At 45.3% G+C, this 25,245-nt stretch carries 22 protein-coding genes, 1 tRNA gene and 1 other RNA gene; 6 read left to right on the top strand and 18 right to left on the bottom strand.

What is annotated here, in order from left to right; all coding sequences use genetic code 11:
• The first annotated feature begins 326 nt into the window (after positions 1-326).
• The 3 genes from ACFI32_RS00395 (at position 327) to ACFI32_RS00405 (ending at position 4,411) form a co-directional block, all read left to right on the top strand.
• A complete protein-coding gene (locus ACFI32_RS00395) occupies positions 327-2,840 on the top strand; it encodes a RelA/SpoT family protein (protein ID WP_462624511.1) in 2,514 nt (837 codons plus the stop codon).
• A 61-nt stretch (positions 2,841-2,901) separates the two neighbouring features.
• Positions 2,902-3,786: a bifunctional DNA-formamidopyrimidine glycosylase/DNA-(apurinic or apyrimidinic site) lyase gene (gene mutM / locus ACFI32_RS00400; RefSeq protein WP_462624512.1), complete on the top strand. Its 885-nt coding sequence runs from the start codon at positions 2,902-2,904 to the stop codon at positions 3,784-3,786.
• Positions 3,787-3,970: 184 nt separating this feature from the next.
• Positions 3,971-4,411, top strand: coding sequence for a hypothetical protein (locus ACFI32_RS00405; RefSeq protein ID WP_462624513.1), 441 nt, complete (start codon positions 3,971-3,973; stop codon positions 4,409-4,411).
• Between the two features lie 165 nt (positions 4,412-4,576).
• Here the strand turns inward: ACFI32_RS00405 and typA are convergent, their stop codons facing one another.
• The gene (gene typA / locus ACFI32_RS00410) at positions 4,577-6,418 is read right to left on the bottom strand and encodes a translational GTPase TypA (RefSeq protein WP_462624514.1); all 1,842 of its coding nucleotides are present in this window, start codon (positions 6,416-6,418) and stop codon (positions 4,577-4,579) included.
• A 339-nt stretch (positions 6,419-6,757) separates the two neighbouring features.
• A complete protein-coding gene (locus ACFI32_RS00415) occupies positions 6,758-8,017 on the bottom strand; it encodes an OmpA family protein (protein ID WP_462624515.1) in 1,260 nt (419 codons plus the stop codon).
• A gap of 657 nt (positions 8,018-8,674) precedes the next feature.
• Here ACFI32_RS00415 and ACFI32_RS00420 point away from each other — a divergent pair.
• Entirely contained in the window at positions 8,675-9,217 is a 543-nt protein-coding gene (locus ACFI32_RS00420) for a pilus assembly FimT family protein (RefSeq protein WP_462624516.1), read from the top strand.
• A gap of 17 nt (positions 9,218-9,234) precedes the next feature.
• Here ACFI32_RS00420 and ACFI32_RS00425 read toward each other — a convergent pair whose 3' ends face one another.
• The 13 genes from ACFI32_RS00425 to coaD all read right to left on the bottom strand — a co-directional run bounded on the left by ACFI32_RS00425 (position 9,235) and on the right by coaD (position 20,633).
• Positions 9,235-10,002, bottom strand: a complete 768-nt coding sequence (locus ACFI32_RS00425; protein WP_462624517.1) for a pyridoxine 5'-phosphate synthase — start codon at positions 10,000-10,002, stop codon at positions 9,235-9,237.
• A gap of 84 nt (positions 10,003-10,086) precedes the next feature.
• Positions 10,087-10,812, bottom strand: coding sequence for a DNA repair protein RecO (recO, locus tag ACFI32_RS00430; protein ID WP_462624820.1), 726 nt, complete (start codon positions 10,810-10,812; stop codon positions 10,087-10,089).
• A gap of 62 nt (positions 10,813-10,874) precedes the next feature.
• Positions 10,875-11,903 (bottom strand): GTPase Era, encoded by a 1,029-nt coding sequence (era, locus tag ACFI32_RS00435; RefSeq protein ID WP_462624821.1) that lies wholly within the window; start codon positions 11,901-11,903, stop codon positions 10,875-10,877.
• Positions 11,904-12,102: 199 nt separating this feature from the next.
• Positions 12,103-12,900 carry a ribonuclease III gene (gene rnc, locus ACFI32_RS00440; RefSeq protein WP_462624518.1) on the bottom strand — a complete coding sequence of 266 codons (798 nt, stop codon included), beginning with the start codon at positions 12,898-12,900 and terminating at the stop codon, positions 12,103-12,105.
• A gap of 209 nt (positions 12,901-13,109) precedes the next feature.
• Positions 13,110-13,502: a DUF4845 domain-containing protein gene (locus ACFI32_RS00445; protein WP_462624519.1), complete on the bottom strand. Its 393-nt coding sequence runs from the start codon at positions 13,500-13,502 to the stop codon at positions 13,110-13,112.
• Positions 13,503-13,639: 137 nt separating this feature from the next.
• Entirely contained in the window at positions 13,640-14,746 is a 1,107-nt protein-coding gene (lepB, locus tag ACFI32_RS00450) for a signal peptidase I (protein WP_462624520.1), read from the bottom strand.
• A 102-nt stretch (positions 14,747-14,848) separates the two neighbouring features.
• A complete protein-coding gene (gene lepA / locus ACFI32_RS00455) occupies positions 14,849-16,648 on the bottom strand; it encodes a translation elongation factor 4 (RefSeq protein ID WP_462624521.1) in 1,800 nt (599 codons plus the stop codon).
• Between the two features lie 396 nt (positions 16,649-17,044).
• Positions 17,045-17,121: transfer RNA gene (locus tag ACFI32_RS00460), tRNA-Met, on the bottom strand.
• A 121-nt stretch (positions 17,122-17,242) separates the two neighbouring features.
• Positions 17,243-17,609: RNase P RNA component class A (gene rnpB / locus ACFI32_RS00465), an RNA gene on the bottom strand.
• Between the two features lie 105 nt (positions 17,610-17,714).
• Complete coding sequence (gene bioD / locus ACFI32_RS00470) at positions 17,715-18,431, bottom strand: dethiobiotin synthase (protein ID WP_462624522.1); 717 nt, start codon at positions 18,429-18,431, stop codon at positions 17,715-17,717.
• Complete coding sequence (gene bioA, locus ACFI32_RS00475; protein ID WP_462624523.1) at positions 18,428-19,753, bottom strand: adenosylmethionine--8-amino-7-oxononanoate transaminase; 1,326 nt, start codon at positions 19,751-19,753, stop codon at positions 18,428-18,430. Before bioA ends, bioD begins: the two co-directional genes overlap by 4 nt.
• Positions 19,754-19,807: 54 nt before the next feature.
• Entirely contained in the window at positions 19,808-20,056 is a 249-nt protein-coding gene (locus tag ACFI32_RS00480; RefSeq protein ID WP_462624524.1) for a YfhL family 4Fe-4S dicluster ferredoxin, read from the bottom strand.
• Between the two features lie 58 nt (positions 20,057-20,114).
• Positions 20,115-20,633, bottom strand: a complete 519-nt coding sequence (gene coaD / locus ACFI32_RS00485; protein ID WP_462624525.1) for a pantetheine-phosphate adenylyltransferase — start codon at positions 20,631-20,633, stop codon at positions 20,115-20,117.
• 208 nt (positions 20,634-20,841) lie between these two features.
• Here coaD and smpB point away from each other — a divergent pair, with 208 nt between their 5' ends.
• The gene (gene smpB / locus ACFI32_RS00490) at positions 20,842-21,318 is read left to right on the top strand and encodes an SsrA-binding protein SmpB (protein WP_462624526.1); all 477 of its coding nucleotides are present in this window, start codon (positions 20,842-20,844) and stop codon (positions 21,316-21,318) included.
• Between the two features lie 94 nt (positions 21,319-21,412).
• On the opposite strand, the gene rarD is transcribed toward smpB, so the two are convergent.
• Positions 21,413-22,408 (bottom strand): EamA family transporter RarD, encoded by a 996-nt coding sequence (rarD, locus tag ACFI32_RS00495; RefSeq protein WP_462624527.1) that lies wholly within the window; start codon positions 22,406-22,408, stop codon positions 21,413-21,415.
• 261 nt (positions 22,409-22,669) lie between these two features.
• Here rarD and ACFI32_RS00500 point away from each other — a divergent pair, with 261 nt between their 5' ends.
• Positions 22,670-23,137 (top strand): Lrp/AsnC family transcriptional regulator, encoded by a 468-nt coding sequence (locus ACFI32_RS00500; RefSeq protein ID WP_462624528.1) that lies wholly within the window; start codon positions 22,670-22,672, stop codon positions 23,135-23,137.
• A 49-nt stretch (positions 23,138-23,186) separates the two neighbouring features.
• Here ACFI32_RS00500 and ACFI32_RS00505 read toward each other — a convergent pair whose 3' ends face one another.
• Together ACFI32_RS00505 and ACFI32_RS00510 are read right to left on the bottom strand one after the other, a co-directional pair.
• On the bottom strand, positions 23,187-23,813 hold the full coding sequence (locus tag ACFI32_RS00505) for a hypothetical protein (RefSeq protein ID WP_462624529.1): 627 nt from the start codon (positions 23,811-23,813) through the stop codon (positions 23,187-23,189).
• Between the two features lie 10 nt (positions 23,814-23,823).
• Positions 23,824-25,107 carry an ammonium transporter gene (locus tag ACFI32_RS00510; RefSeq protein ID WP_462624822.1) on the bottom strand — a complete coding sequence of 428 codons (1,284 nt, stop codon included), beginning with the start codon at positions 25,105-25,107 and terminating at the stop codon, positions 23,824-23,826.
• Positions 25,108-25,245 lie beyond the last annotated feature (138 nt).

Here is a 25,245-nt window from a genome sequence, read left to right on the forward strand (position 1 = left end):
GTTGTTTACGATTTAACATGTTTTATTTCTGTTCATTTCTTCAGGACATGTTTTTATTCGCTTAATACGTTCAGCCCAATACTGGACATATTAAGCGATTGAATATTTTTCATTGAGCACATTATTTTGATACCCCGCGAATTTGCATTGCCAAGCGACTACTTTGGTGATGGTGCTGGTTTGTATCTGGTATTTTGATATTTTTGTCTGGCTATTTTTGTCTCTTCTGATCTCACAGCTTGCGATCGGTATTGTCAAATCATAAATAGCAGACCATATAATAACGAGACGATGCATCGTCTCATAATAGCTAAGAGGAGTCGGCTATGGTAAAGATTCGTGAAGGGCTACCACTGGTAGATGGACAAACCACTGAGGCGGATAGTGCGACGTTAGCCGCACAACTGGTCGCCAACCAGCGCTCTCATCAGTCTGCTAATAGCTATGCTCAAGTCCCCTTCGATATCAAAAAACAACTGGCCACGCATAAACTCCACACCACTTTTGATCGCTCTGAACGTTTTGGTTATCTCGATAATAAAGAGTTAGAAGAGCCTCCCCTCTCTCAAGAACATCTGGCCGCCATTGATGTTGACCAAGCCAATATCGACGTACCTGCTTGGCTCGATAACGTGGCCAAACGCATTGGACAAGATACCGTACCGAATTTAGCTTTGGCTTGCGAGTTTATACGTAGCCGCATGAATACCAGTAAATCCGAGCGCTCTGGTGCTTATGTGACTGGTATTGGTATGACCGACATCTTGACCTATCTTTACCAAGATGAAGATGCGCTGGTCGCCGCTATGTTGTATCGCAGTGCGCGAAAGTCTCTGGTGAGCTTGCCCGATATCGAAAAACGCTTTGGCAGCCAAATTCATACCTTGGTCAAAGATACGCTCGCTATGGGTAAACTGTCAGCGATCATTGAAAGCAATAAACGTCTAGAAGACCATTTTGCCAATAACCACCGTGATCAGTTATCCAACATCTACAGTATGCTCATTTCAGTCACCAACGATGTGCGGGTGGTTCTGATCAAGCTGGCAGAACGTACCTTCGCCATGCGTGAGCTTTCATTTTCTAGACCTGAACGTCAGCGCCGCGTTGCCCGTGAGGTAATGACCATTTATGCACCATTGGCGCATCGCCTTGGCATCGCGCAGCTGAAATGGGAGCTAGAAGATTTGGCATTTCGCTACTTAGCGCCCGATCGTTATAAGGAAATCGCCAAACTGCTCTCTGAAAAGCGTAGTGAACGTGAAGCCTATATCCAGCGTGTTGAAGACCAGCTTAACAACGCATTGAAAAGCGCTGGCATTACCGGTGAAGTATCTGGCCGCGTCAAACACATTTATTCAATCTATCGTAAAATGAAGCTTAAAGGCTTATCATTCGATCAGCTCTATGACATTCGCGCGCTCCGTGTTTTGGTCGATACACCCTCTGACTGCTATCATGTGCTGGGCTTAGTACATGGACTGTGGCGGTATATTCCAGAGCAATTTGACGACTATATTACCAACCCAAAACCCAACGGTTACCGCTCACTCCATACGGCGGTTATTGCCGAAAGTAAATCACTTGAAGTACAAATTCGCACTCAAGAGATGCATTTTGAAGCCGAACTTGGCATGTGTGCACATGTAAATTATAAGGAAGGGCTAAAAAACAAAAGAGACATTTACCTTAATCAAAAGATTAGCTCACTGCGCCAGTTGCTATCCATCAATAATCAAACGCATAAAGCCAATAGCACTGGCACAGCGGCTGAAGACTCTGACGCGATTGAGCTTGATGATGAAGAGCAAACAGTCGATTTTGATGGCCTTGAGCGGATCTATATCTTTAGCCGCGATGGTGACATCACAGAGTTACCAAAAGGCGCGACGGTATTGGATTTTGCCTATTATGTGCATACCCAAGTCGGTAACCGAGCGCAAGCAGCGCGAGTCAATCAACGCTATGTGCCGCTCACCTATTTACTCAAAACTGGTGAGCAAGTTGAGATCATCACCAAATCCTCACGTGAGCCAAATCGTGATTGGCTGGTAGCCTCTCTGGGCTATATCCATACCAATCGTGCCCGTTCCAAACTGCGCCAATGGTTTAACAAACAAGATAGAGACAAGAACATCGAGATTGGACGGCAGATGCTCAGCAAAGAGCTCGAGCGCTTGTCAGTGCATCCAAACAGCATCGATTTAAACGATTATTTGCAGTTTTTTAATGTCAACACGACTGATGACATCATTGTTGGCTTGGTAACTGGTGACATTGGTATTCATCAACTGACAGGACACATCTCACGGCAACTACACCTTGAACCTGAAAAAGAAGAAGAAGATTTCACTCCAAGTGTTGATCCCAAATCAACGGGTAAAATAGATGCTTATAAGATTTCTATTGACGGTTTAGATAATATTGAAGTCAATCTGGCTGGCTGCTGTCATCCTGTACATGGTGAGCCTATCTCTGGTTATATTACTTTATCGCGCGGCGTCAGTGTTCACAATCGCGGCTGTCCTGAGTATTTGCGTCTGATTGAACGTGATCCTGAGCGTGAAATTAGCGCGGCGTGGAAGTCTAAATCAGGACGTTATCAACCTGTCGACATCCATATCGAAGCTTACGATCGGCGCGGGTTACTCCGAGATTTGACTCAAGTGATTGATAAAGAGAACGTCAATATTCGAAAGGTCGATACGGTTAGTAATGACGAAAATATCGCCTTTTTGAAGTTCCATGTTGAAGTATCAGGGCTGGCGCATTTGTCCAAATTATTGGCCAAACTTGAGCAGCAACCTGGTGTTTTGCATGCACGCCGCGCAGTGATATAACCGCCAAACGATCACATCGCTATTTTTTATTTTTGTACCATATAAGGCCACGATATTACTCATGCCTGAACTACCTGAAGTCGAAACCACCAAAGCCAGTCTTGAGCCACTACTAGGTCAACATATCAGTGCGGTACAGGTGTTTCAGCCAAAACTACGCTGGCCAATACCAGCGGATCTGACACTGCTTGATGGTCATACATTACACGGCACTGAGCGCCGTGCCAAATATTTAATATTAACCTTTTTGGCAGACAACAAGGCAGCAGAACCGAAACGGCTTATCGTTCATTTGGGAATGTCAGGCAGCTTACAGCAGCACCCTGATGGCACGCAAAAGCGCAAGCATGACCATGTAATTTTCACCCTAACAGATACAAGCGGTACACGTACGCAGCTGCATTACCATGACCCTCGGCGTTTTGGCGCCGTGCTATGGCATGATGACTATCAGCAAAAACTGCTGCAACATTTAGGTCCTGAACCTTTATCGCAAGCGTTTAATGCAGAATACCTGTATCATCTTATTCAGCGTACAGATAATAGTACAACATCAAAACGTAAGCCCATTAGCCGCCCAATAAAAGCGGTCATCATGGAGCAGCAAGTGGTTGTCGGCGTGGGTAATATCTACGCCACAGAAAGCCTTTTTTTGACTGGTATTCACCCTGCAGCGCCCGCCAACCAATTGACAATGGCCCAAATTGAAGACCTAGTAGCGCAGATCAAGCAAATACTGGCACGCGCGATTACCCTTGGTGGCTCTACCCTGCGCGACTTTACTGTGGCGAGCGGTCAAACAGGATATTTTCAGCAAACATTGCATGTATATGGCAAAAAAGGTGAACCCTGTCCTACCTGCGGCACTGTGCTTGAAAATATCAAAATTACGGGACGCGCCAGTATTTACTGTCCCAACTGTCAGCCACTACCAACGATCTTGTGAATAATCTCCACAATGGTCTAAAAATTAAAACATTTTTGTGATATATCACAGATAATATCTAACAGCTGTGCATTTTTATTGCTTATCTGCGCACATCTTGCTTTAATAGTGTTTATTGCTGCCGTGTTACTTTGTTCCTTGCAGCACCATTTCATACATCACCTATGAGCTTTAGGACACCATCATGACCATGAATACCCACTCATTACGCCCCACCAAGCAAAAGCTGATCACTGCTATTGCAGGACTGAGCATCATGTGCGCTGTCATGCAGCCTGCTACAGCCGCTATAGAGATAGATGAAGGTGAATTTGGTCCTTCTTATGAAACGATGGCAGTGGATACAGTCATCGGTAAGCCGCTACAACTACTCACGGCCGTTACTGGAACTGCTACTTACTTCGTAAGCTTGCCATTCTCATTGATTGGCGGCAATGCTGACCAAGCACAGCAAAAGTTGGTCGTTGAGCCTTGGAATGCAATGGGTCGCTGCTTAGGATGTTCGGTTGCTGAAGATAATTATTATAAATCACAAGTAGTAGATGATAACGTTGTGCGTATCGTGGTTGACCGTCCCTCAGAGATTTTAATCAATACCGATGATTATGTGGTCGTTACTCCATAAGATATCTGGCACATGGTAGGTACAACATCAAAGTGCTGGCGCTATATTGATTGATTTTTGAAGTACCATCAATAATGACACCCTTTTATAGTCAAGCAAAATCATAAAGACATAAAAAAAGGCTAACGTTGCGTTAGCCTTTTTTATTGCTGCTCATATCACATATTATTTTTTACGGCCGTGGCGTTTACGCTCACTTTCGGTCAAATAACGCTTACGTATGCGAACAGATTTTGGTGTTACTTCAACCAGCTCATCATCTTCGATGTACTCAAGCGCTTGCTCTAGCGTAAACTTAACCGCTGGAGTCAAGGTCAGCGCTTCATCTGTACCACTTGCACGAACGTTGGTCAATTGCTTACCAGTCGTTGGGTTAACCACCATGTCATCACCGCGTGAGTTCTGACCAACAATCATACCTTCGTACACTTCAAGCTGCGGCTCAGCAAATAACTTACCACGTTTTTGTAGGTTAAATAGTGCAAAACCTAAACAAGTACCATTAGTCATAGAAACCAATACGCCGTTGGTACGACCACCTACATCACCAATTTTCTGTGGACCGTAATGTGAGAAGCTTGAGGTCAAAATGCCAGAACCTGAGGTTAAGGTTAGGAACTCTGAACGGAAGCCAATCAAACCACGAGCTGGCATGGTTGCTTCGATACGCATGCGACCTTTGCTATCAAGCTCCATATTGGTCATCTCGCCTTTACGCAGACCCACTTGCTCCATGATACTGCCTTGATGCTCTTCTTCAATATCGAAGACAACATTTTCATACGGCTCTTGGAGCTTACCATCGATTTCTTTAACAATAACCTCTGGACGTGATACACCAAGCTCAAAACCTTCGCGGCGCATATTTTCGATCAATACAGAAAGATGCAATTCACCACGGCCTGAAACTTTAAATTTCTCTGCAGAATCCGTATCTTCTACGCGCAGTGCCACGTTATGAATCAATTCACGCTCAAGACGCTCACGGATATTACGCGACGTGACGAACTTACCTTCACGACCAGCAAATGGTGAATTGTTTACCTGAAAAGTCATCGATACCGTTGGTTGATCAACCGTCAATGCTGGTAACGCTTCTACGTTGTTCGGATCACAGATGGTATCTGAAATATTAAGCGCATCAATACCTGTGATACACACGATGTCACCAGCTTGGGCATCGGTCACATCAATACGATCAAGACCATGATAGCCCATGATTTTTAAGATACGACCGTTACGCGTATTGCCTTCTTTATCAATAACCGTAACTGGTGTGTTGGTGCTGATTTTACCGCGCTGGATACGACCAATACCAATGACGCCAACAAAGCTGTTGTAGTCAAGACTTGAAATCTGCATACGAAACGGTGCGTCAGCATCAACTTGTGGCGGCTCTACCACATTAACAATGGTTTCAAACAATGGCGTCATGTCGTCAGCCAAATCGTCAGCATCAAGACCTGCTATACCATTTAGGGCAGACGCATAGACCACTGGAAAATCTAACTGCTCATCGGTTGCACCCAAGTTGTCAAACAAATCAAAAATTTGATCCATGACCCAATCAGGACGTGAGCCTGGGCGGTCAATTTTGTTGATAACAACGATTGGCTTCAGGCCTTGCTCGAACGCTTTTTGAGTTACAAAGCGGGTCTGCGGCATTGGGCCATCAACCGCGTCAACAACCAAAAGGACGCAGTCAACCATAGACATGACGCGTTCAACTTCACCACCAAAGTCGGCGTGACCTGGGGTGTCTACAATATTAATACGATATTCGATATCTTGCTTAGGATGTTGCCACTTAATCGCAGTATTCTTGGCAAGAATGGTAATGCCACGCTCTTGCTCAATATCGCCTGAATCCATTGCGCGTTCCGCGATATTTGCACGGTCACCAAAAGTACCAGATTGATGTAATAACTTATCAACCAAAGTAGTTTTACCGTGGTCAACGTGGGCAATGATTGCAATATTACGCAGGTATTTAATGTCGTTCGCCATATAAAATGCTCGTTTTGTCTTAATAAAATGCAGTAGCAGGAAGCGCCGCTGGATAAGCTTTCATGATCAATCAGCCAGATAATCTACCATGTCTGTACCCATATGAGGATAAATTGCCACAGTAAAAGCAAACATCTATACCGATACATCCATCGCACAGTTAGCCATGCTGGTATACACTTTGCCAATCGACAAGGTGTTTGGGCGGCTAGTATAACATTATTGCATCATAAGTTTATGCAATAACTGATTTTTATGCTGACATAACAAAAAAAAGCTACCGCGTGGGTAGCTTTTTTTGTAACGCTATAGAGATGCTGACTTGGCAGCAATCACTATTTACTGAATAACCATATCTTTAGTTTGGTCAACAGTCATGGTTTTGTCACCAGTGATGATGGCATAAACACGACGGTTCATAGCACGACCTTCTTCAGTATCGTTTGAAGCGATTGGGCGATCATAGCCGTAACCAACCGTTGATAGGCGGTTTGGTGCAACACCAAATTCGTTAGTCAACATAGATTTCACAGCGATAGCACGGGCTTCAGACAAACGTTGGTTATAACGTGCTGATGGGCCAGTTTTAGAAGCGTGACCTTCAATACGCGCCATAGAGTTTGGATACTCGCGCATCTTCTCTGCTACTTTAGCGATTTCAGGCGTATACTGGTTTTTGATGTTTGATTTGTCGTTATCAAAGAATACGCGCAATTCCATCTTCAACTCATCAGTAACGTCTACTGATACGGTACAGCCACGCTCGTCAACCACTTTGTTCATCGGAGTATTTGGACACTGATCCATGCTGTCGTATACGCCGTCACCGTCAGAGTCCATGTCTTCTTCTACTGGATCAACAATGATTACTGGGGTTTCAACAACTTCTGGTTCTTCCATTGGTGGTACAGCAACAGTAGGTGCTAAGTGACCACCAAGTACCACTTCTAAACCGGCCAAAGCCATGCCTTCCCACCAATCTTGATCAAAGTTATGGATGGCGCGAGCTTCACCGCGTAAGCTTAGTGCATCATTGATACGGTACATAGCACCTAGACCTAGGTTACCGATAGTATCAGTTGTTTCCAATACTTCAGTACCTGCTGGGATGCCATTATAAGTTTCTTGGTTTTCGATCTCAATTTTAGATTGGCCTGCACCAATAAGAACATATGGCTTCAATGCGCTGTCAGTGTAACCTGTAAACTCTTCAGTACCAATCAAGAAGTTACCAGAGATCATTTCTTGTTCAACGTCGTACTCACTACCAGCAACATTTGAGCTTGCGTTATCGTTAACACCATCAGTGTTTGATACACCGTACTCTACTTGAAACTGAGTTGATGGCGTCAATTCAATACCAAGAGCAGCACCGGTGTACAAGCCGTTTTCTTTGTAAATACCAGAGTTTTCTGGGTTATTGCTTGGTGCACCAGTAGCTAGATCTCTACCAGTATTGAACAATTCACGTTGCTCATCATCAGCGCCTTCGCTGTAATGGTAACCCAGTAATAGTGGGCTGATAGTCACACCAGCATTAGCAGCCAATGGCGCAGCAGTTACAGCCAATAGGGCGATAGCAATTTTATTCAATTTCATGGACTTCCTCCAAAGGATGATTTGAGTGATGCGTTAAGCAACACCGCTTCCTAGATGATATGACAATTAGACATTCATTTTAATGCGTAATCATACAACAAAACCAATTACGAAGTAGCTTAGCGACTATCAATTCAGTTTACAACTTTTTTCGTAAGGCAGCTACACATTATTACACGACGTTGTTATAACCCAAACACAAAAAGGGACTCAAGTTAATGAGAAATAACACAATTTACATTTCATTGCTTTTTGTACACTGGCGAGTAACGTATAGCCTATACGTCTTTATATTGTTTGAAACAGTTTAATACAATTTATTTTTTTTCTCTATCCATAAAAGAATTTGTTCACCAATTAAAACATTTTTTGACATTTCGTTTATAATTCGCTTATATTTACGAAGTGAACATTATTTCACTAATATAGTTTTGTATGGCAGGCTACTCCAGCAATCATACAAAGACGCTAACAAAAGGCAGGTATTGCTAATAATGTAGCAATGCGTCAAATTAAATCACTGATAAGTAACGACTATCTATGACTATGTTATGTAGGATATCTACTTTCTTTAAACCTAAGAGAGACTCTTTTTATCGCTATCAGGCTCTACCTCTTAACTCTGCTTCTACTCCAGCAGTGTCAAATAGAGAATACATGGCAGCCTCATCTGTTAGTAGCGGCTTTACTCTGATTGAACTGATGGTCACAGTAACTATTTTAGCAATCATCGCTACCATTGCCGCACCATCTATTTTTGAGATGCTGGCAAATATGGAGGCAAAAAGAGTCAGACAAGATATTATGAGTACGCTCAGTACTGGCAAAGTGGAGAGTCTTATGCGGCGCCAAGATGTCACTGCTTGCTTAGCAAACGACCAAGATCAATGTGATAAAGACAGTCAGGAAAGCTTGTTATTGTTTATCGATAAAGATGGGAATCGAAAACTCGATGATATTCAGGACACATTATTGGTAAAATACGCCCTAAATGCTAAATACGGTCGCCTACATCTGCGTGCAGGTAATCGTCACTATATTAGATTTTCAGGCGATAGTGGAACACCACGTGGCTTTTTTGGTCATATTAAGTATTGCCCAACCTCAAGCTACAGTAAAGCCATGTATCAGGTGTCGTTTAGTCAAACAGGTATCATACGGCATAAGCCAAATAGCCTGCATCCAACAGGCTGCCCATGATACCTCGTTTAAATGCGTTATCGATACATTGCAGACTTCATCATGCCGACCGCCTCAGTAAGCCCTACAAACACGGCATCAGCAATCAAGGCATGACCGATATTCAGCTCGTAAATACCTTCAATACTGGCAATAGCATTAACGTTGTCACGAGTTAAACCGTGACCTGCATTGATGAGCATTGTTTCATTTACTTGCTGCGCCAGACCAACAGCAGCCTTGATGCGTTGTAACTCTAATGCCTGCCCTTCTCTATCTGCTGCCAGTCCTTTTTCGGCGTAAGCGCCTGTGTGCAGTTCGATAGCATCTGCGCGGCACGCTGTAGCAGCATTAATTTGCGCTTCGTCAGGATCAATAAACAAAGATACTTTAATACCCGCATCGTGCAATTTGCGGATGTAACCTATGAGCCACTCCTGCTGGCCTTTCACGTCCAAACCACCTTCGGTAGTCAACTCTGCGCGTTTTTCGGGAACCAAGCAGACCCAAAATGGCTGAACGTCACAAGCAATGCTCAGCATCTCTTCAGTCGCGGCCATTTCTAAATTCAAGCGGGTAGTAAGCTGAGCCGCAATCCCATACACATCAGCATCTTGAATATGACGACGGTCTTCACGCAAATGAATGGTAATACCATCAGCACCCGCTTGTTCACACAATAAAGCTGCATCGAGCGGACTGGGATAATTGACACCGCGAGCTTGACGCAACGTCGCCACGTGGTCAATATTGACTCCTAGCAGTGGCTTTTTTTGATTATCAGAGACTAAAGATGAGCGGTTCATAAACATCCTTTTAGCAGTTATTGCTTGTGTTATTTATATCAAAACGTTACTTAGCGTGGCTCTTATAACCATATCAGCATGAGTTTATTGGTAACGCTGCTGCTGCTGCCATAAGAGGCGACTTTGTAGAGGCTGATAATCAAGCAAATGATCAATCAACTGGCGATGCAGCCGCGACCATAATGTAATCGTGTCCATACTGATGCCTTCATCAATCATCAAAATAAGATCTTGACCACTGAATACATTTTGCGCAGCCAGTGGCTTCAACTGCTCATGCCTCCCAACTGTCACAAGTCCCATATCAGGTAAAAAGCGGTAATGACACGTAGCATTAATAGAGGTCTGGGCGTGGTCCGCAGTCAATGCAATCGCAAACCCCAGCTCAACAAATAACTGCTGCTCAAACCGGCGCAGACAAAGACGCAACTCATCAGTAGTAAGCGACTGTTTAAGCTCACTTAAGCTGTCTTGGTAATGCTGCCACAGTGCAGGCATGGCATCGCCAGTTGGTAACAGGCGCCATAGTATCTCGTTGATATATAGCGCAGCATACTGACGCTGACCTGTAATTTGCTCATAGCGCTCAGGCCCATTCTCTGTAGTAGAAGACAATAAAGCAATCTGACTGAATGTCTTAAGGTTATTTTTACCCGTTGCAAACAGCTGTAAGGGTTCAAATAGTGGCGCCCCTTTTTTGCCCACACCATGAATCACGCCTTGCTCGTAAGAAAACAGATAGTACAATGCTCGCTTTTCTTGGTAAGGACGATGGTGTAGCAAGTACCCTGTGAGCGCCTCATTACGCATCATGATTGTCCTTTATCTGCCCAAAACTCACAGCTATTGAAAAGGTAGTACACTTTAACCAGTTAATAACCCAAGCTGGTTAACGCGCGCTCATCATCTGACCAGCCACGTTTGACTTTAACCCATAGGGTCAGCATCACTTTTTTATCAAAAAGTTGCTCCATGTCTTTACGGGCATCGATACCCACTTGTTTGATACGTTGACCTTTTTCGCCAATAACAATGGCTTTTTGACCACTGCGCTCGACATAAATGGTCGCATCAATAAAAGTGCACGCTTTGCGCGGTCGGCCTGTTTTTGGGTCTTTGTGAGCAGGCTCATTTTTAAACGCATCAATCTGTACTGTCAAATCGTAAGGTACTTCATCGCCAGCACTGCGCATGATTTTTTCGCGAATGATTTCACTGGCCAAAAAGCGCTCTGAACGATCGGTGATTTGCTCTGTATCGTAAATTGGGTTGGCAACAGGCAGATGCGAGGCAATCACTTCTTCTAAGCGATCCAAGTTTTGGTTCTTTAGCGCTGAGACAGGGACGATATCGGCAAAATCAAAACTGTCATTAAAGGTTTCAATCAATGGCAATAGCGTACCTTTATCCTTTAGGGTATCGGCTTTATTAATGACCAATACCACGGTTAGATCGGTCTCGCCAAGCTTTTGCAAAGTAAGTAAATCATCTTCACGCCACTGATCAGAATCAACCACAAACAAGACTAAGTCAACATCAACCAAGGCAGAAACTGCTGCTTTGTTCATGCGCTCGTTGATCGCGCGTACTTCATTGTGATGAATACCTGGCGTATCTACAAAAACGGCCTGCATCTCGTTGGTCGAAAAGATACCATGAATACGGTGGCGCGTGGTTTGTGGCTTACGTGAAGTAATGGACAGCTTTTGACCCAGTAAGTGGTTCATCAACGTTGATTTACCAACATTGGGACGACCCACAATCGCTACATAACCAGCCTTAAAATCATCAGCTAACTTTGCCTGACCACTAGGGGCAAAAAATTCAGCAATAGCATCATCATTATGATGCTGGGTGTGACTGTCTTGCTCTGATGTAATAGTGCTGCTCTGGGTAGGCATATTGGTAGATTCTGTCATGGTCTGTGTGTGGTCTTTTTGGTTGGGTGGCAAGTCATTTGAGTTGCTCATGGATAATTCCTGTGGCTTAACGCAAGCAGCGCTACGGTCTATGTATCAAACCGCAGCGCACTTGTCAGTATAAAATAAAGCGTCATCTATATAGGATAGAATAAGGCATCCGCTGCGTATCATACGCAGGCTATGGACGTTTCTTATATGATTTTGGCAATTTGTGCAGCTGATTGATCATCAGCTCTGCCGCTTTTTGCTCAGCAATACGGCGACTTTCACCCGATTCAATAATGGCGGGACATTCGATAATATCAACCTGACAGCGCACCACAAATATCTGATGCGGTGCATTGCCTTTGGTTTCAATCAATTCATAATTCGGCAAATCAAACTGCTTCGATTGCAACCATTCTTGCAAACGGCTTTTAGCATCTTTGAGCACTTTTTGATCATTCACATTGTCAATCAGATCACCATACCATGCCAGCACACAAGTACGAGTGACCTCCATGTCTTGACTGTCCAAATAAATGGCGCCCAGTAGCGACTCTACTGCATCAGCCAATATCGAGGCACGGTTGCGTCCGCCGCCTTTACGCTCACCAATACCCAAAATTAAATGGTTAGACAGATCCAAGTTTTGAGCAATCGTAACCAATGACTCTTGACGCACTAATGTGGCGCGCATACGGGTCAGGCGACCTTCTTTTTGAGTCGGATAGCGATGATAAAGCGCTTCGCCAACGATCATCCCTAACAGAGCATCGCCCAAGAACTCCAAACGCTCATAGTTTTTTTTACTGTCAAACGAGCGATGTGTCAGTGCCAATCTTGGTAGGCTGGGATTTTTAAACGTATACCCCAATTTACGCGTCAGCACCTCTAGGCGCTGCATAAAGTCAGGGGTGACTGGCAGCGCATCTACAGTGACACTAGAGTTTTTGGTAGCGGACACCGCTTGGTATTGGGGTGAAGTTGGTTTCATGCTTGGTTTTTGGCTATCCTATTTGATTCGCGGCTCGAAGAAGCTGTGTTTGCATCATACTGCAAATGCAAACACTTGTTAATTATAATTTATGTAGTTATGAGTGTTACTCATATAATTGACAGCATAGTCAGTATGACAGTCATAAAAAGGGATTTCAAGAAAGTCTGGTTATCAAGTAGGCTTAATCCAGATAAGATTTTTTTAAATCACTTGGCAGGTGCAGGCTCAATATCACCTTCAAAACGATTAACAATATCGACATTCCCAAAAAAATTGTTGGTTACTGCATACTCTTTACGGATGGCCAGCTGGCCTGGTTTACTATTGGTAAAGGTCACTATTTCTTCAGCTTTAGTATTGTAATCAGCATTGATAGACAGTTGCTGATCCACTTTGGCGACAAACTGTTTTGCAGTCAAGTTCTCAGCATTAGCCTTACTCAGCTCTTCAGACAAAAGAGACGTCAACTGATAGTCACCTACCTGAGCGGGTAAAATAGCTACCAAGAGCTTCCCTAAAACTACAATCACAATCAGTAATAGAATCACACCAGTAACACTCGCACCGCGCTGAGCAGACAGACTATTTGACGGATACATGATGACGACTCCTAATGAAAAGATAACCATACAGTATAAACGCATCTGAAGTAAGGACTTGTGTCCACTATTGATTGCCAATACTTCAGTGCTGACTGTGTATATATGTACATTGTTTCACGCGCGTATAGTGCGATTTAAGGAATAGCACCATTGCGTACAAAGGTGGGCAAACTCACACCAGGCGGCTTATGCATCCAGATATAGACTGCTTTGCCGGCTAAGTTGTCATCGGGCACAAAACCCCAAAAACGGCCATCCGCACTGCGATCGCGATTATCCCCCATCACAAAATACTCACCTTCAGGCACTGTGATTTGCCACTTTGTTCCTTCTGAGCTTATCACTTCTGGCGATTGTTGCTGCAAGAATGGGGCATATTGTGAGCTATTCATACCAGTTAAGTAGCGCACCAGATGCTGGTGCTCACCTTGGGTTTCTTGTAGGTATTGCGCACGCACTTCTTCTTCTTGACCCAGCTGTGCGGCTTCAGATTCACTCAGCATTTGACCGGGTGCAATCTCTCCTGCGCCATATAGCTGTGAGGTCAACTCAGGATTGGCATCAAAACTGACAGGCTGCGTATCTACTGGTACACCATTGATGGCAATCTGCCCTTGATCATAACTGACAGTATCACCTGGCAAACCAATCACCCGTTTAATATAATAAATGCTGGGGTTTTCAGGATAGCGAAAAACCATCACATCACCATGCTCAGGCGAACCCGTATCCAAGACTTTATTATAAGTCAGTGGCAATCGCACCCCATAGGCATACTTATTAACCGCGATAAAGTCACCAGTATAGAGCGTCGGCACCATAGAGGACGATGGAATATTAAATGGCTCAAGCAAAAACGAGCGCACAATGAGCACCGCCGCCAGTACCGGAAAAAAATCATAGGCCCAGCGAATCAGGAAATTTTCATGTTTTCTGACAGCTTTGGTACCCGTAATATTAGCAAAGCTTTTTGCCTCAAGACATCGGTTATATTGGCTAGATACTTCTGCTGGTAGTTTGTCTTTATCTAGATTGTGGATATCGGCATATTCAATATTGTGTGACTTCAGTAAGGCTATTAAAGTTTGCTCTTCTCTTTGCAAACCTGCGGTAGCTAAGTCCATCTCTTTGATATGTTTATGATAACCACCATGTTGCTTGAACCATATTTTATCCAACAACCAGACAATACCTAGAACAATGGTCAACGGTACTAAAATTAAATTAAAATCAAAATCCATACCAAATTGCCTATTAATAAGCCGCTTGTCTAGCTGCTTGAACGGTGAGACGGACTACAGTCAACTGTAATGTACCAAAACGATCTGCTATAAAGCGACGACTTAGCTATCCACTTGTAAAACAGCCAAGAACGCTTCTTGTGGAATCTCCACATTACCGACTTGCTTCATACGTTTTTTACCTTCTTTTTGCTTAGACAGCAATTTTTTCTTACGAGAGACGTCACCACCATAACACTTGGCTAATACGTCTTTACGCATGGCTTTGACCGTACTACGACCAATAATCTGACTGCCAATCGCGGCTTGGATGGCCACATCAAACATCTGACGGGGGATCAATTCTTTCATCTTAGTCACGAGTTGATTACCGCGATAGCGGGCTTGATCTTGATGGCAAATCATGGCTAAAGCATCAACTTTGTCGCTGTTAATCAGTACGTCAACTTTGACCAGTTTGTCCGACTGATAACGCTCAAAGTTATAGTCGAGAGAAGCAAAGCCGCGTGATACTGATTTTAGGCGGTCAAAGAAATCCATCACCACCTCACCCATCGGAATATCGAAGATGAGCTGGACTTGTTTGCCCATAAAGCGCATGTCTACCTGCACGCCGCGGCGCTCGATACACAAGGTCATGACATTGCCCAAATAATCTTGCGGCACTAAAATCTGACAACGCGCTATCGGCTCACGAAATTCTTCAATATTGTTCGGTTCGGGCAAATGTGACGGGTTATCAACATAAATCACATCGCCATTTTTCTTTTCGATCTCATAGATCACTGACGGTGCGGTGGTGATCAAATCCAAGTTATATTCGCGCTCTAGTCGCTCTTGGATGATCTCCATATGCAGCATGCCTAAGAAGCCGCAGCGAAAGCCAAAGCCCAAGGCATCTGAGGTATCTGGCTCAAAGAATAACGCTGCATCATTGATTTGCAGTTTTTGCAGCGCTTCACGGAATTTTTCAAAATCGTTAGAATCAACAGGGAACAGCCCAGCATACACCTGCGGCGTAATTTGTTTAAACCCAGGAATACGATCCACATCAGGCGTTTTAGCATGGGTGATGGTATCACCCACTGGTGCACCAGCAATGTCTTTAATACCCGCAATCACGAAGCCAACTTCACCCGCCTCTAGGATACCCGTATCGACAGGCTTAGGCGTGAATACACCGATAGAGCTGACAGGGTGGGCATCGCCCGTCGATTTGATATAAATCTTATCGCCCTTTTGCACCGTTCCTTGACGCACACGTACCAGTGAGACCACACCCAAATAGTTGTCAAACCATGAATCAATAATCAAAGCTTGTAGCGGCGCATCGCGATCGCCCGTTGGTGCAGGGATAAACTCAACCAAGGCCTCTAACAGATGATCAACCCCAAGGCCTGATTTAGCAGAAACACGCGGCGCATCGACAGCGTCAATTCCGATAATGTCTTCAATCTCTTGAATCACGCGCTCAGGCTCAACTTGCGGCAGGTCAATTTTGTTCAATACCGCCATGACTTCAAGGCCTTCATCCACTGCCGTGTAGCAGTTGGCTACCGACTGCGCTTCTACGCCTTGTGCTGCATCAACCACCAATAGCGCACCTTCACAAGCCGCGAGCGAACGCGATACTTCATAGGAGAAGTCAACGTGGCCGGGGGTATCAATAAAATTTAACTGATAACGCTCACCATTTGGGTGGTCATAATACAAGGTCACGGACTGCGCTTTGATGGTGATGCCACGCTCGCGCTCAATGTCCATTGAGTCGAGTACTTGTGCTTGCATCTCTCGATCTTGCAGCGCACCGCACATCTGAATAAAGCGATCAGCAAGCGTCGACTTGCCATGATCAATGTGGGCAATGATAGAAAAATTACGAATATTGGCTAATGCAGTCACAAAGCGCCTACTAAATAAGGGTGATTAAATAATCATCGTGAAAAAATAAAAAATCAGCCACGCCCGTCGCTGCTGATGACATCATGATCTATCTGGGTAAGACTGATAGATTTGGCCAACGTCCACACATGGGCGGTGACAAAAGATTAAGGCAGTATCTGGACATGTCACCGTATTCTAGCAGTTTTCCGCTACAAAGTAAGGCGATTTTGTCAGTGGCGATTTGATTGATGAATCAGCGGATACACAAGGCCTGCATTTGCAGTATACTTACGGGTGGCAGCTGCTGATAACGATATCATGGGTAAGGAAGATAGACAGCAATGCTTTTTTTGAGCAAAAAAAAGCCAATCTCAAGGAGACTGGCTTTTTTGGTATTGCAGATCTTGCTATATATGGTGGCGATGGAGAGACTTGAACTCTCGACCTCACGATTATGAGTCGTGCGCTCTAACCAGCTGAGCTACATCGCCTTTTTAGGCTGCACATTATGCCCAAGCTGCTGACTGCCGTCAACCCCTAATTGGCATTTTTTGCAAGAAAATGAATATCATTCAGATTAATTGCAATAAGTACTACAACAAACGATAAAAAAGGGTTGGTAAACCGATAAGCCGGGTTCTGTCGTGGACGATCATTCCTCTAGGCGTATCATCGCTAATACGCTCAAGCAACCTACCCGCATCGAACGCGGGCCGCGCCATGCCGATGCCTATTTGGTCTTGCTACGCGTGGAGTTTACCATGCCGTGAAATGTTGCCATCCACGCGGTGCGCTCTTACCGCACCCTTTCACCCTTACCGATGATGTCCTAAGATACCAAAGGCGGTCTACTCTCTGCTGCACTGGTCGTCAAGTTACCCTGCCCAGCCGTTAGCTGGCACGCTGCCCTATGTAGCCCGGACTTTCCTCCCCTGCTCATCTGTTGCCAGTGTGCAGCGGCGATCGCCTAGTCTACCAAGCGCGCTAGTATAGCAAAACTAACACCTATATGGGAATGTCTTTTCTGCTTATTTTAAGAATGGCTGTGACTACCTCAAAAATACGTTAAAAATACCTTAGAAAGTTAGATAAACCCTGTTGGTAATGTTATGTCGGTGTTGTCTGTCGCATTTACTTGCTTGGCTAATACGAGCCAATGCGCTTTGGGATAATAACGCGCCAAATACGCTTGCAAAAAATCCATGGTGCTACTGGCAATCTCAGCATCGGTTTGCTCAGCATTATCATTAATATGGTTATAGATCACGCTATGTACAGACAAGCCGCGCTGAGTGATGGCTTCTAAGCTCAGCAAGGTATGATTGATGCTGCCCAAACGGCCAGAGGTGACCAAAACGATAGGATAGCCTTGCTCCGCAATATAATCTAAGGTTAATAACTCGGTGGTAATGGGCACCAGCAGCCCGCCCGCGCCCTCTAACAACACCATATCGTAGTCAGCTTGCAATGATGTAGTAGCATCGGCAATCGCCTTGATATCAAGAGGACGGTTTGCCAAGGCAGCAGACAAGTGCGGGGACGCAGGCTTCTCATAACGATAAGGACAGGTGGTAAAATCAAGATCACAGGGCTGCAGAGGCATCTGCATCAATTGACGATGAGTAACGATGTCATCCGCGATATTTAAGGTGCCATCATTTTCATTGATACAAACGCCTGTTTGTACCAGTTTTTGCGTGATGACATTCACGCCTTGCTGCATTAATGCTTTGGCAAGTAGGCCTGTGGCGTAAGTTTTGCCAATATCGGTATCGATGCCAGAAACAAATAACACGCTCATGATTGAGCTCGACTTTCTAGATACGTGCGTACCACTTTCAGTAGCGCTTGGCATAAGGTAGTCAGCTCGTCATTAGTAATCACATACGGCGGCATGATGTATACCAATTTACCAAAGGGTCTGACCCAAATGCCATGATCGATCAATAAAGACTGAAAAATGGGCATATCAACGGCGTCATCTAATTCAATCACCGCCACGGCGCCCAAACAACGTACCTCAGCAACACCATCAAGTGATGCAGCTGGCATAAGCGCTTGCTCCATCGTGCGTTGCATAGTGGCAGTGCATGCTTCGATATCATAAGACAGGATCAAATCAATCGACGCACAGGCGACAGCACAAGCTAAGGGATTGCCCATAAAGGTCGGGCCATGCATCAGCGCTGGATACGCACTATTGTGAATGGTATCGGCAATATGGCGGGTACACAACGTCGCGGCAAAGGTCATATAGCCACCCGTCAGCGCTTTACCGATGGTCATAATATCAGGACTGATATCCGCGTGCTCACAGGCAAACAGCTTACCACTACGACCAAACCCAGTGGCAATTTCATCGGCAATCAATAGCACATCGTGCTCATCACAAAGTGCGCGTAATAGCTGCAAATACTCAGGACTATAAAAACGCATGCCGCCTGCGCCTTGAATAATCGGCTCGATAATAAAACCTGCCAGCTGCGCGCCATGCACTGCAAAAAACTCAGACAGCGTGTCACGCTCAGCTGTGGTCAATGTACGATCAAACCCAAGCGGCGGTGCGGGGACAAAATGCTGCAGCGGTAACTGCTTGCCATATAAACTGTGCATCCCATTGACAGGATCGCAGACACTCATGGCATGCCACGTGTCACCGTAATAGCCTGAATGGGTTGAGGCAAACTGCTGCTTGGTTGGGCGCTTGCCAGCGACTTGGTATTGCAATGCCATTTTCAGTGCCACTTCCACCGCGATACTGCCACTGTCAGCATAAAAAATAGCATCAAGACCAGTAGGGACAATATCAAGCAGCTTTTTGCCCAAGTCTATCGCTGGCTGATGCGTTAAACCACCAAACATCACATGCGCCATTTTACCCAACTGCTGAGTCAGCGCCTCGTTTAGCTTAGGATGGTTGTAGCCGTGAACGCTTGCCCACCATGATGACATGCCATCAATCAGACGCGTACCGTCTTTAGTGATAATATAAATACCATCAGCGCGATCAATGACCATATTAGAATAGGTGGGCGGTAGGCTGGCATACGGATGCCAGAGGTGCTGCTGGTCAAACTCACTTACTGCTGGCATAGATTTGGTAGTCATTGTTTTTGTGGTCATTGCATTGTTCCTAAAACGTTAAAAACCCAAACGTCATCAGTCTTGTATCAATATTTACTGACCAGTGATGCGCTTGTATTTGGCCAGTAAATCGCTTTCGGTTTCGACATGGTTAGGATCTTTTGGGATACAGTCAATCGGACAAATCACCACACATTGCGGCTCATCAAAATGCCCCACACATTCGGTACATAGGTCAGGGTCAATGACGTAGATATCCTCACCTTCTGAGATGGCCTCATTGGGGCAGGCAGGCTCACACACATCACAGTTAATGCACTCATCAGTGATCAATAGCGCCATGAACAGCTCCTTAGCAGATAGGGTCAATCAATAGAAAAGGGACATCACCTGCGCTGCATCAGCGGCTTGGTAGCGTCAGCTTTTGCGCAAAAGCCTCTGAGACGCAGGTGGGCACAAACTTGGTAACATCGCCGCCAAGCTTGGCAATCTCGCGGATCATGGTGGATGAGATAAAAGAGAAGTTTTGTGACGGGGTCAGAAATACCGCTTCAAAGTTTTCATCCAGCTCACGGTTCATATTGGCCAGTTGAAACTCGTACTCAAAATCGGACATCGCGCGCAAGCCGCGCAGAACGGCAGTAGCTTGCTTTTCACGCATAAAGTCAACCAGCAAGCCTTCAAACCCAACCACTGATACCTGCGGTAAATCAGCAAAAACCGTCTCCACCAGCGCCACCCGCTCTTCAAAATCAAACAGTGGCTTTTTATGATGACCTGAAGCGACCGCGATCACCACCTCATCGAACAGCTTAACCGCACGTGTGACCAGATCCACATGACCATTGGTAATGGGGTCAAACGTACCGGGGTACAAGATTTTAGTATGCAAGCGTGAAGAAGTGGCAGGGAGACTCATAGCGGACTAATCTGATCGGTAAGGTTACTGCGTATGCTAGCAAATTTTGCCGAAATTTAACACTCATGCGCTACATTTGTCATAAGCAGCCGCATACCTTTGTACAAGCAGCTTTGCTACAATAGGCAGTTCGACTCATACAGCGTTATCCGCATCAAGAAGGCCATGTGGTGCTGATGATATGAGGAATCAGTTAGACGAGGACATTATGTCAAAAAAAGCAAAAAAACCTGATAACCAAATTTGTGCCAACAAAAAAGCGCGGCACGAGTACTTTATCGAAGAGACCTTTGAAGCGGGGGTGTCGCTACAAGGCTGGGAAGTCAAAGCCATTCGCGCAGGAAAAATGAGCATCACCGAGGCCTACGTCATCTTACGTGATGGTGAGGCGTTTTTGTTCGGCTCACATATTCAGCCGCTACTCTCAAGCTCAACCCACGTCAACCCTGACAATATCCGTACCCGCAAGTTGCTGCTCAATCGCCGCGAGATTGACAAGCTTTACGGCGCAATCAACCAAAAAGGCTTTGCCTGCGTGCCACTGTCTTGCTACTGGAAGCGCTCATTGGTCAAATGCCAAATCGCGCTGGCTCAAGGTAAAAAGCTACACGACAAACGCAAAACCTCTAAAGATCGCGATTGGGAACGTACCAAAGAGCGCGGCTTTAAACAGCATATGGATTAAATCTTAAAGACGATATCAGACCCGTGTCTCAACAGACCAAAAAAGCAGCGGTACTCACAATGAATACCGCTGCTTTTTAGCAAAATGAGTGTGCTTAAGCAGAGACATGGATCGTACGCCGTGACAGACGCAGTTGGCGTATACCATGCGTGACGAGGCAGGCTATTCCTAACCAAATCAGCCCATAGCTATACAGCATTGCCGACTCAAAAGGATTGCCCAGCACCGTGATGGCTAAGACAAACAGCAGCGCAGGCTCCAAATAGCTCATCATGCCATAGACGTTCACAGGCAGCATTTGACTGGCATCGATATTGGTTTTCATGGCCAGCACGCTTAATATCCCAAGCCCTGCCAGCATAAAAATGATAAACCCTGAACCTGCCACCTGCCCCAAGCTGCTAGGGCTAATCAGTAGCAAATAGGCCAGCGCAAACGGCGCAAACAAAGTCAAATCAATGAGTAGTCCCGTGACTGCACCAATCCCTTGCAAGCGGCGCAAAATATAATACACCGGATACGTGCCGCATACCCACAGCGTCGCCCAAGAGATACTGTGCGTGCGTATGATCTCACTACCAACGCCTACCGCCGCAAACGCCACTGCCAACCACTGCAAACGGCTAAGCTTCTCCCCAAAACACAGGCAACCGAATACCACCATCATCAAAGGAAACAAAAAATAGCCCATCGCTGTTTGTACGCCTTGTCCGTTGACAGGTGCCCACACAAACAACCACAGCTGGCTTAAAAAAATGGGCGTGGGTAGCAGCAGCCAAACCCGCTGCTTAAGTGTCCGTAAAGCGCGTAGTTTGTTAATATGCAGTCCCAAACGGCCACTGATGAGCAAATACCCAAGCAGCGCAGCCCACATGGACAGCATACGCCAGATGAATACCTGCGTGCCAGACAGCGGAGCCAAAAAGCTGCTATAGGCATACAAAATGCCAAACAATAGATTGGACAATATTGCCAGCGCCACGCCCATCAGCATCGTGCGCTGCTGCGGGTTGCTGTCTATCCAAATTGCAGCCAGTGGCAAACGCGGCAACGTTGCCATCACTATTTTTGATAACACAGAAGCAGACATATCAATCACCATAATACCGAAAAGATAAAGATTATCGGCCCTTTTAATTAATTGCCGATTCATGGGGTTTATTCTACCGTAAGACCATGAAATATAATTTCAGTTTTTAAATAATTATGATTTTTATTCTCTAAAAACATTTAAAAAAACTATTTATTTTTCAATACAAAACTTCTATCTAATGACTGATCATTTTCTCTATTCCCTCCTTTTTATTACGCGTATGATAGTAACTATAGAGACAGTAATAAGAGAGAGATTATGAATCATCCCCTAGATAAAATAGATAAAGCCATTTTAGACATGCTACAAGATGACGCCACTTTACCTCTAAAGGCAGTCGCAGAACATGCCCATGTATCGATTGCAACCGCGCAGCGCCGCGTACAGGCACTGATTGACAGTGGCATCATTGATCGGCAAGTGGCGATTATCAATCCAAATAAGGTAGGCTATGGCCTTAGCATCATTGTGATGATTGAAATGGTACGTTCTAATACCGCATTACAACATCGATTTGAGCGCCTAATGGATGCACAGCCGCAGGTTATGGGTTGTTATGAAGTATCAGGTGATGTGGATTTTTTATTAATGGTTAATGCCAAAGATATGAGTGATTATCATCAATTTGCCCGCAGTACTTTTACTTATGAAAACAATGTACGGCATTTTAAAAGTCAGTTTGTGATGAATGTCACTAAAAATGTCACCAAAATTGAGCTGGATTAATAACAACATGGTTATCGTAATGATGGCGCGTCATTACGATAATTGAAATTTAAAATAAACATTCAACAGTGGCACTGGAATGCTGCGCTTTGGCATCTTCTGATACTTGATAAAAAATACGGTCGGCTTCAACAGGCCCTTCGACATCACACAAACACACATAAGCCAACTGAACCAAATTGTTCAATAAATCAACATCATCAGGCACCAAGGGCAAATGATCTGCTAAAAAAGCCATGATATTTATGTTTTGCCCCTTAAAGGTGCGCTCTTTTGCCACCATATGGTGCAGCATGGCAAATACCTGCTGACGCTCTGCTGGTCGCAGTTGGGCTTTCAAGCCCAGCATAACCTCATAAAACGCATCAACCAAAACACTGTCTGAGCTGGGCGCATCTGCTGCAGATGGTGGATTGGCATCTTCATCGGATATCGGCTTATTCATTTGCAGCGCCGTGCGCCAAAAAGCCTTACGAATATCAGACCTATGCTTTCTAAGTCTGGGGTATTGTGTGGTGGCATCCAAGACGCACGCTTGTATCATTTTGACTGACACCTCAGAGTGCTGTCGCCACGACGCTGTCAGCCGTACGATCTCTTGATGGTTTAAGTAGTCTGCAAGTACAGCTGCCATTGAAGATACCGTCTTGTCTACTGACTGTACACTATCATTCATCAGTACTCTCCTATAGATGACGTTCTGTTAGTCCTTTGGCATCAAATATCTGCTTTTGAAACTCAGGATAGCCAAGCTCTGCATGTTCGGTGTAATCAAGGCCGCGCTGCTCGTGCAAGCGGCTGGCTTTTAATCCTAAGCTTACATCAATTAGCTTATACATCGCTAGGCCAAGGCCCAGTCCCCACACGAGCGCTACGCCTACGCCTAGGGCTTGCACACCAAGCCGTGATAGGTTAAACAAATCTTCTGAATAAAAAAGTCCTGCCGCTAAAGTACCCCAAACACCGCCAAACCCGTGCACAGCAACTGCTGAAACCACATCATCAATCTTTAGTTTGAGCAGTGCTTGTTTTGCTACGATATAAACACCAGAGGCCACAATACCAATGATAATAGCAAAAAAAGGCGTGGTGGTGGCGCAGCCTGCGGTTATGGATACCAGACCGATCAAACTGGCATTGATGCTATCACTCAGTAAAACGGCTTTTTTCATACCCACGGAGATGACCATATAACAAACCACCGCACTGATCGCAGCCACAAAGGTATTAACCGCAATCAGCCCAATATTGCCAGTGATCGACAACGTCGAGCCTGCATTAAAGCCAAACCACCCAAACCACAAAATAAAGCCGCCCAGTGCCAACAAGGTCATGTTATGTCCTGCAATCAGCCTTGGTGTACCATCTGGCGCAAAACGGCCCAAGCGTGGCCCAATCACAAGAATACCCGCCAGCGCCAACCAGCCGCCGACTGAGTGCACCACTGTTGAACCAGCGAAATCAATAAAGCCGCGCTCAGCGAGCCAGCCTGTGCCACCAAAATAGCCGCCCCATGCCCAGCTGGCAAACACCGGATAAATAAACAAGCAAATCATACAGGCCGCAATGGCATAGCCCACAAAGGATACCCGCTCAGCCATAGCGCCACTGGCAATGGTCACTGCAGTCGCCGCAAACATCATCTGAAAGAACAAAATCGCCCATTCGAGGTTGGACAAATTGGTCGGTATAAAGTGATCGCTACCAAAAAACCCCGTGTCATTACTGCCCATCAGCAGGCCAAAGCCCAGCACATAAAAACTCAGGCCACCGATACACATGTCGGTGTAGTTTTTCATCATCACATTGACCGCGTTCTTGGCACGCACTGAGCCGCTCTCTAACAGTGCAAAACCTGCTTGCATAAAAAATACCAACACCCCAGCCCAAATAATCCATGCAATATTTTGATATTCTAGTAACTGGGCCACCGTTAGCGTAGCGGCTCCTGCCGCCTGTGCTGGCAGCATACTCGCTGCCCATAAGCCGCTGGCAAATAGTATCTTTTGACCGCTACTCCTAGGCGTTGCCACCCATGTATGCAGGCGCATAGGCCGCATGGATGGTGAACGGACATGACGATGCTCACGCCCAAAAAAAGTTTGTTT

Source organism: Psychrobacter sp. PSi21, from assembly GCF_054960615.1.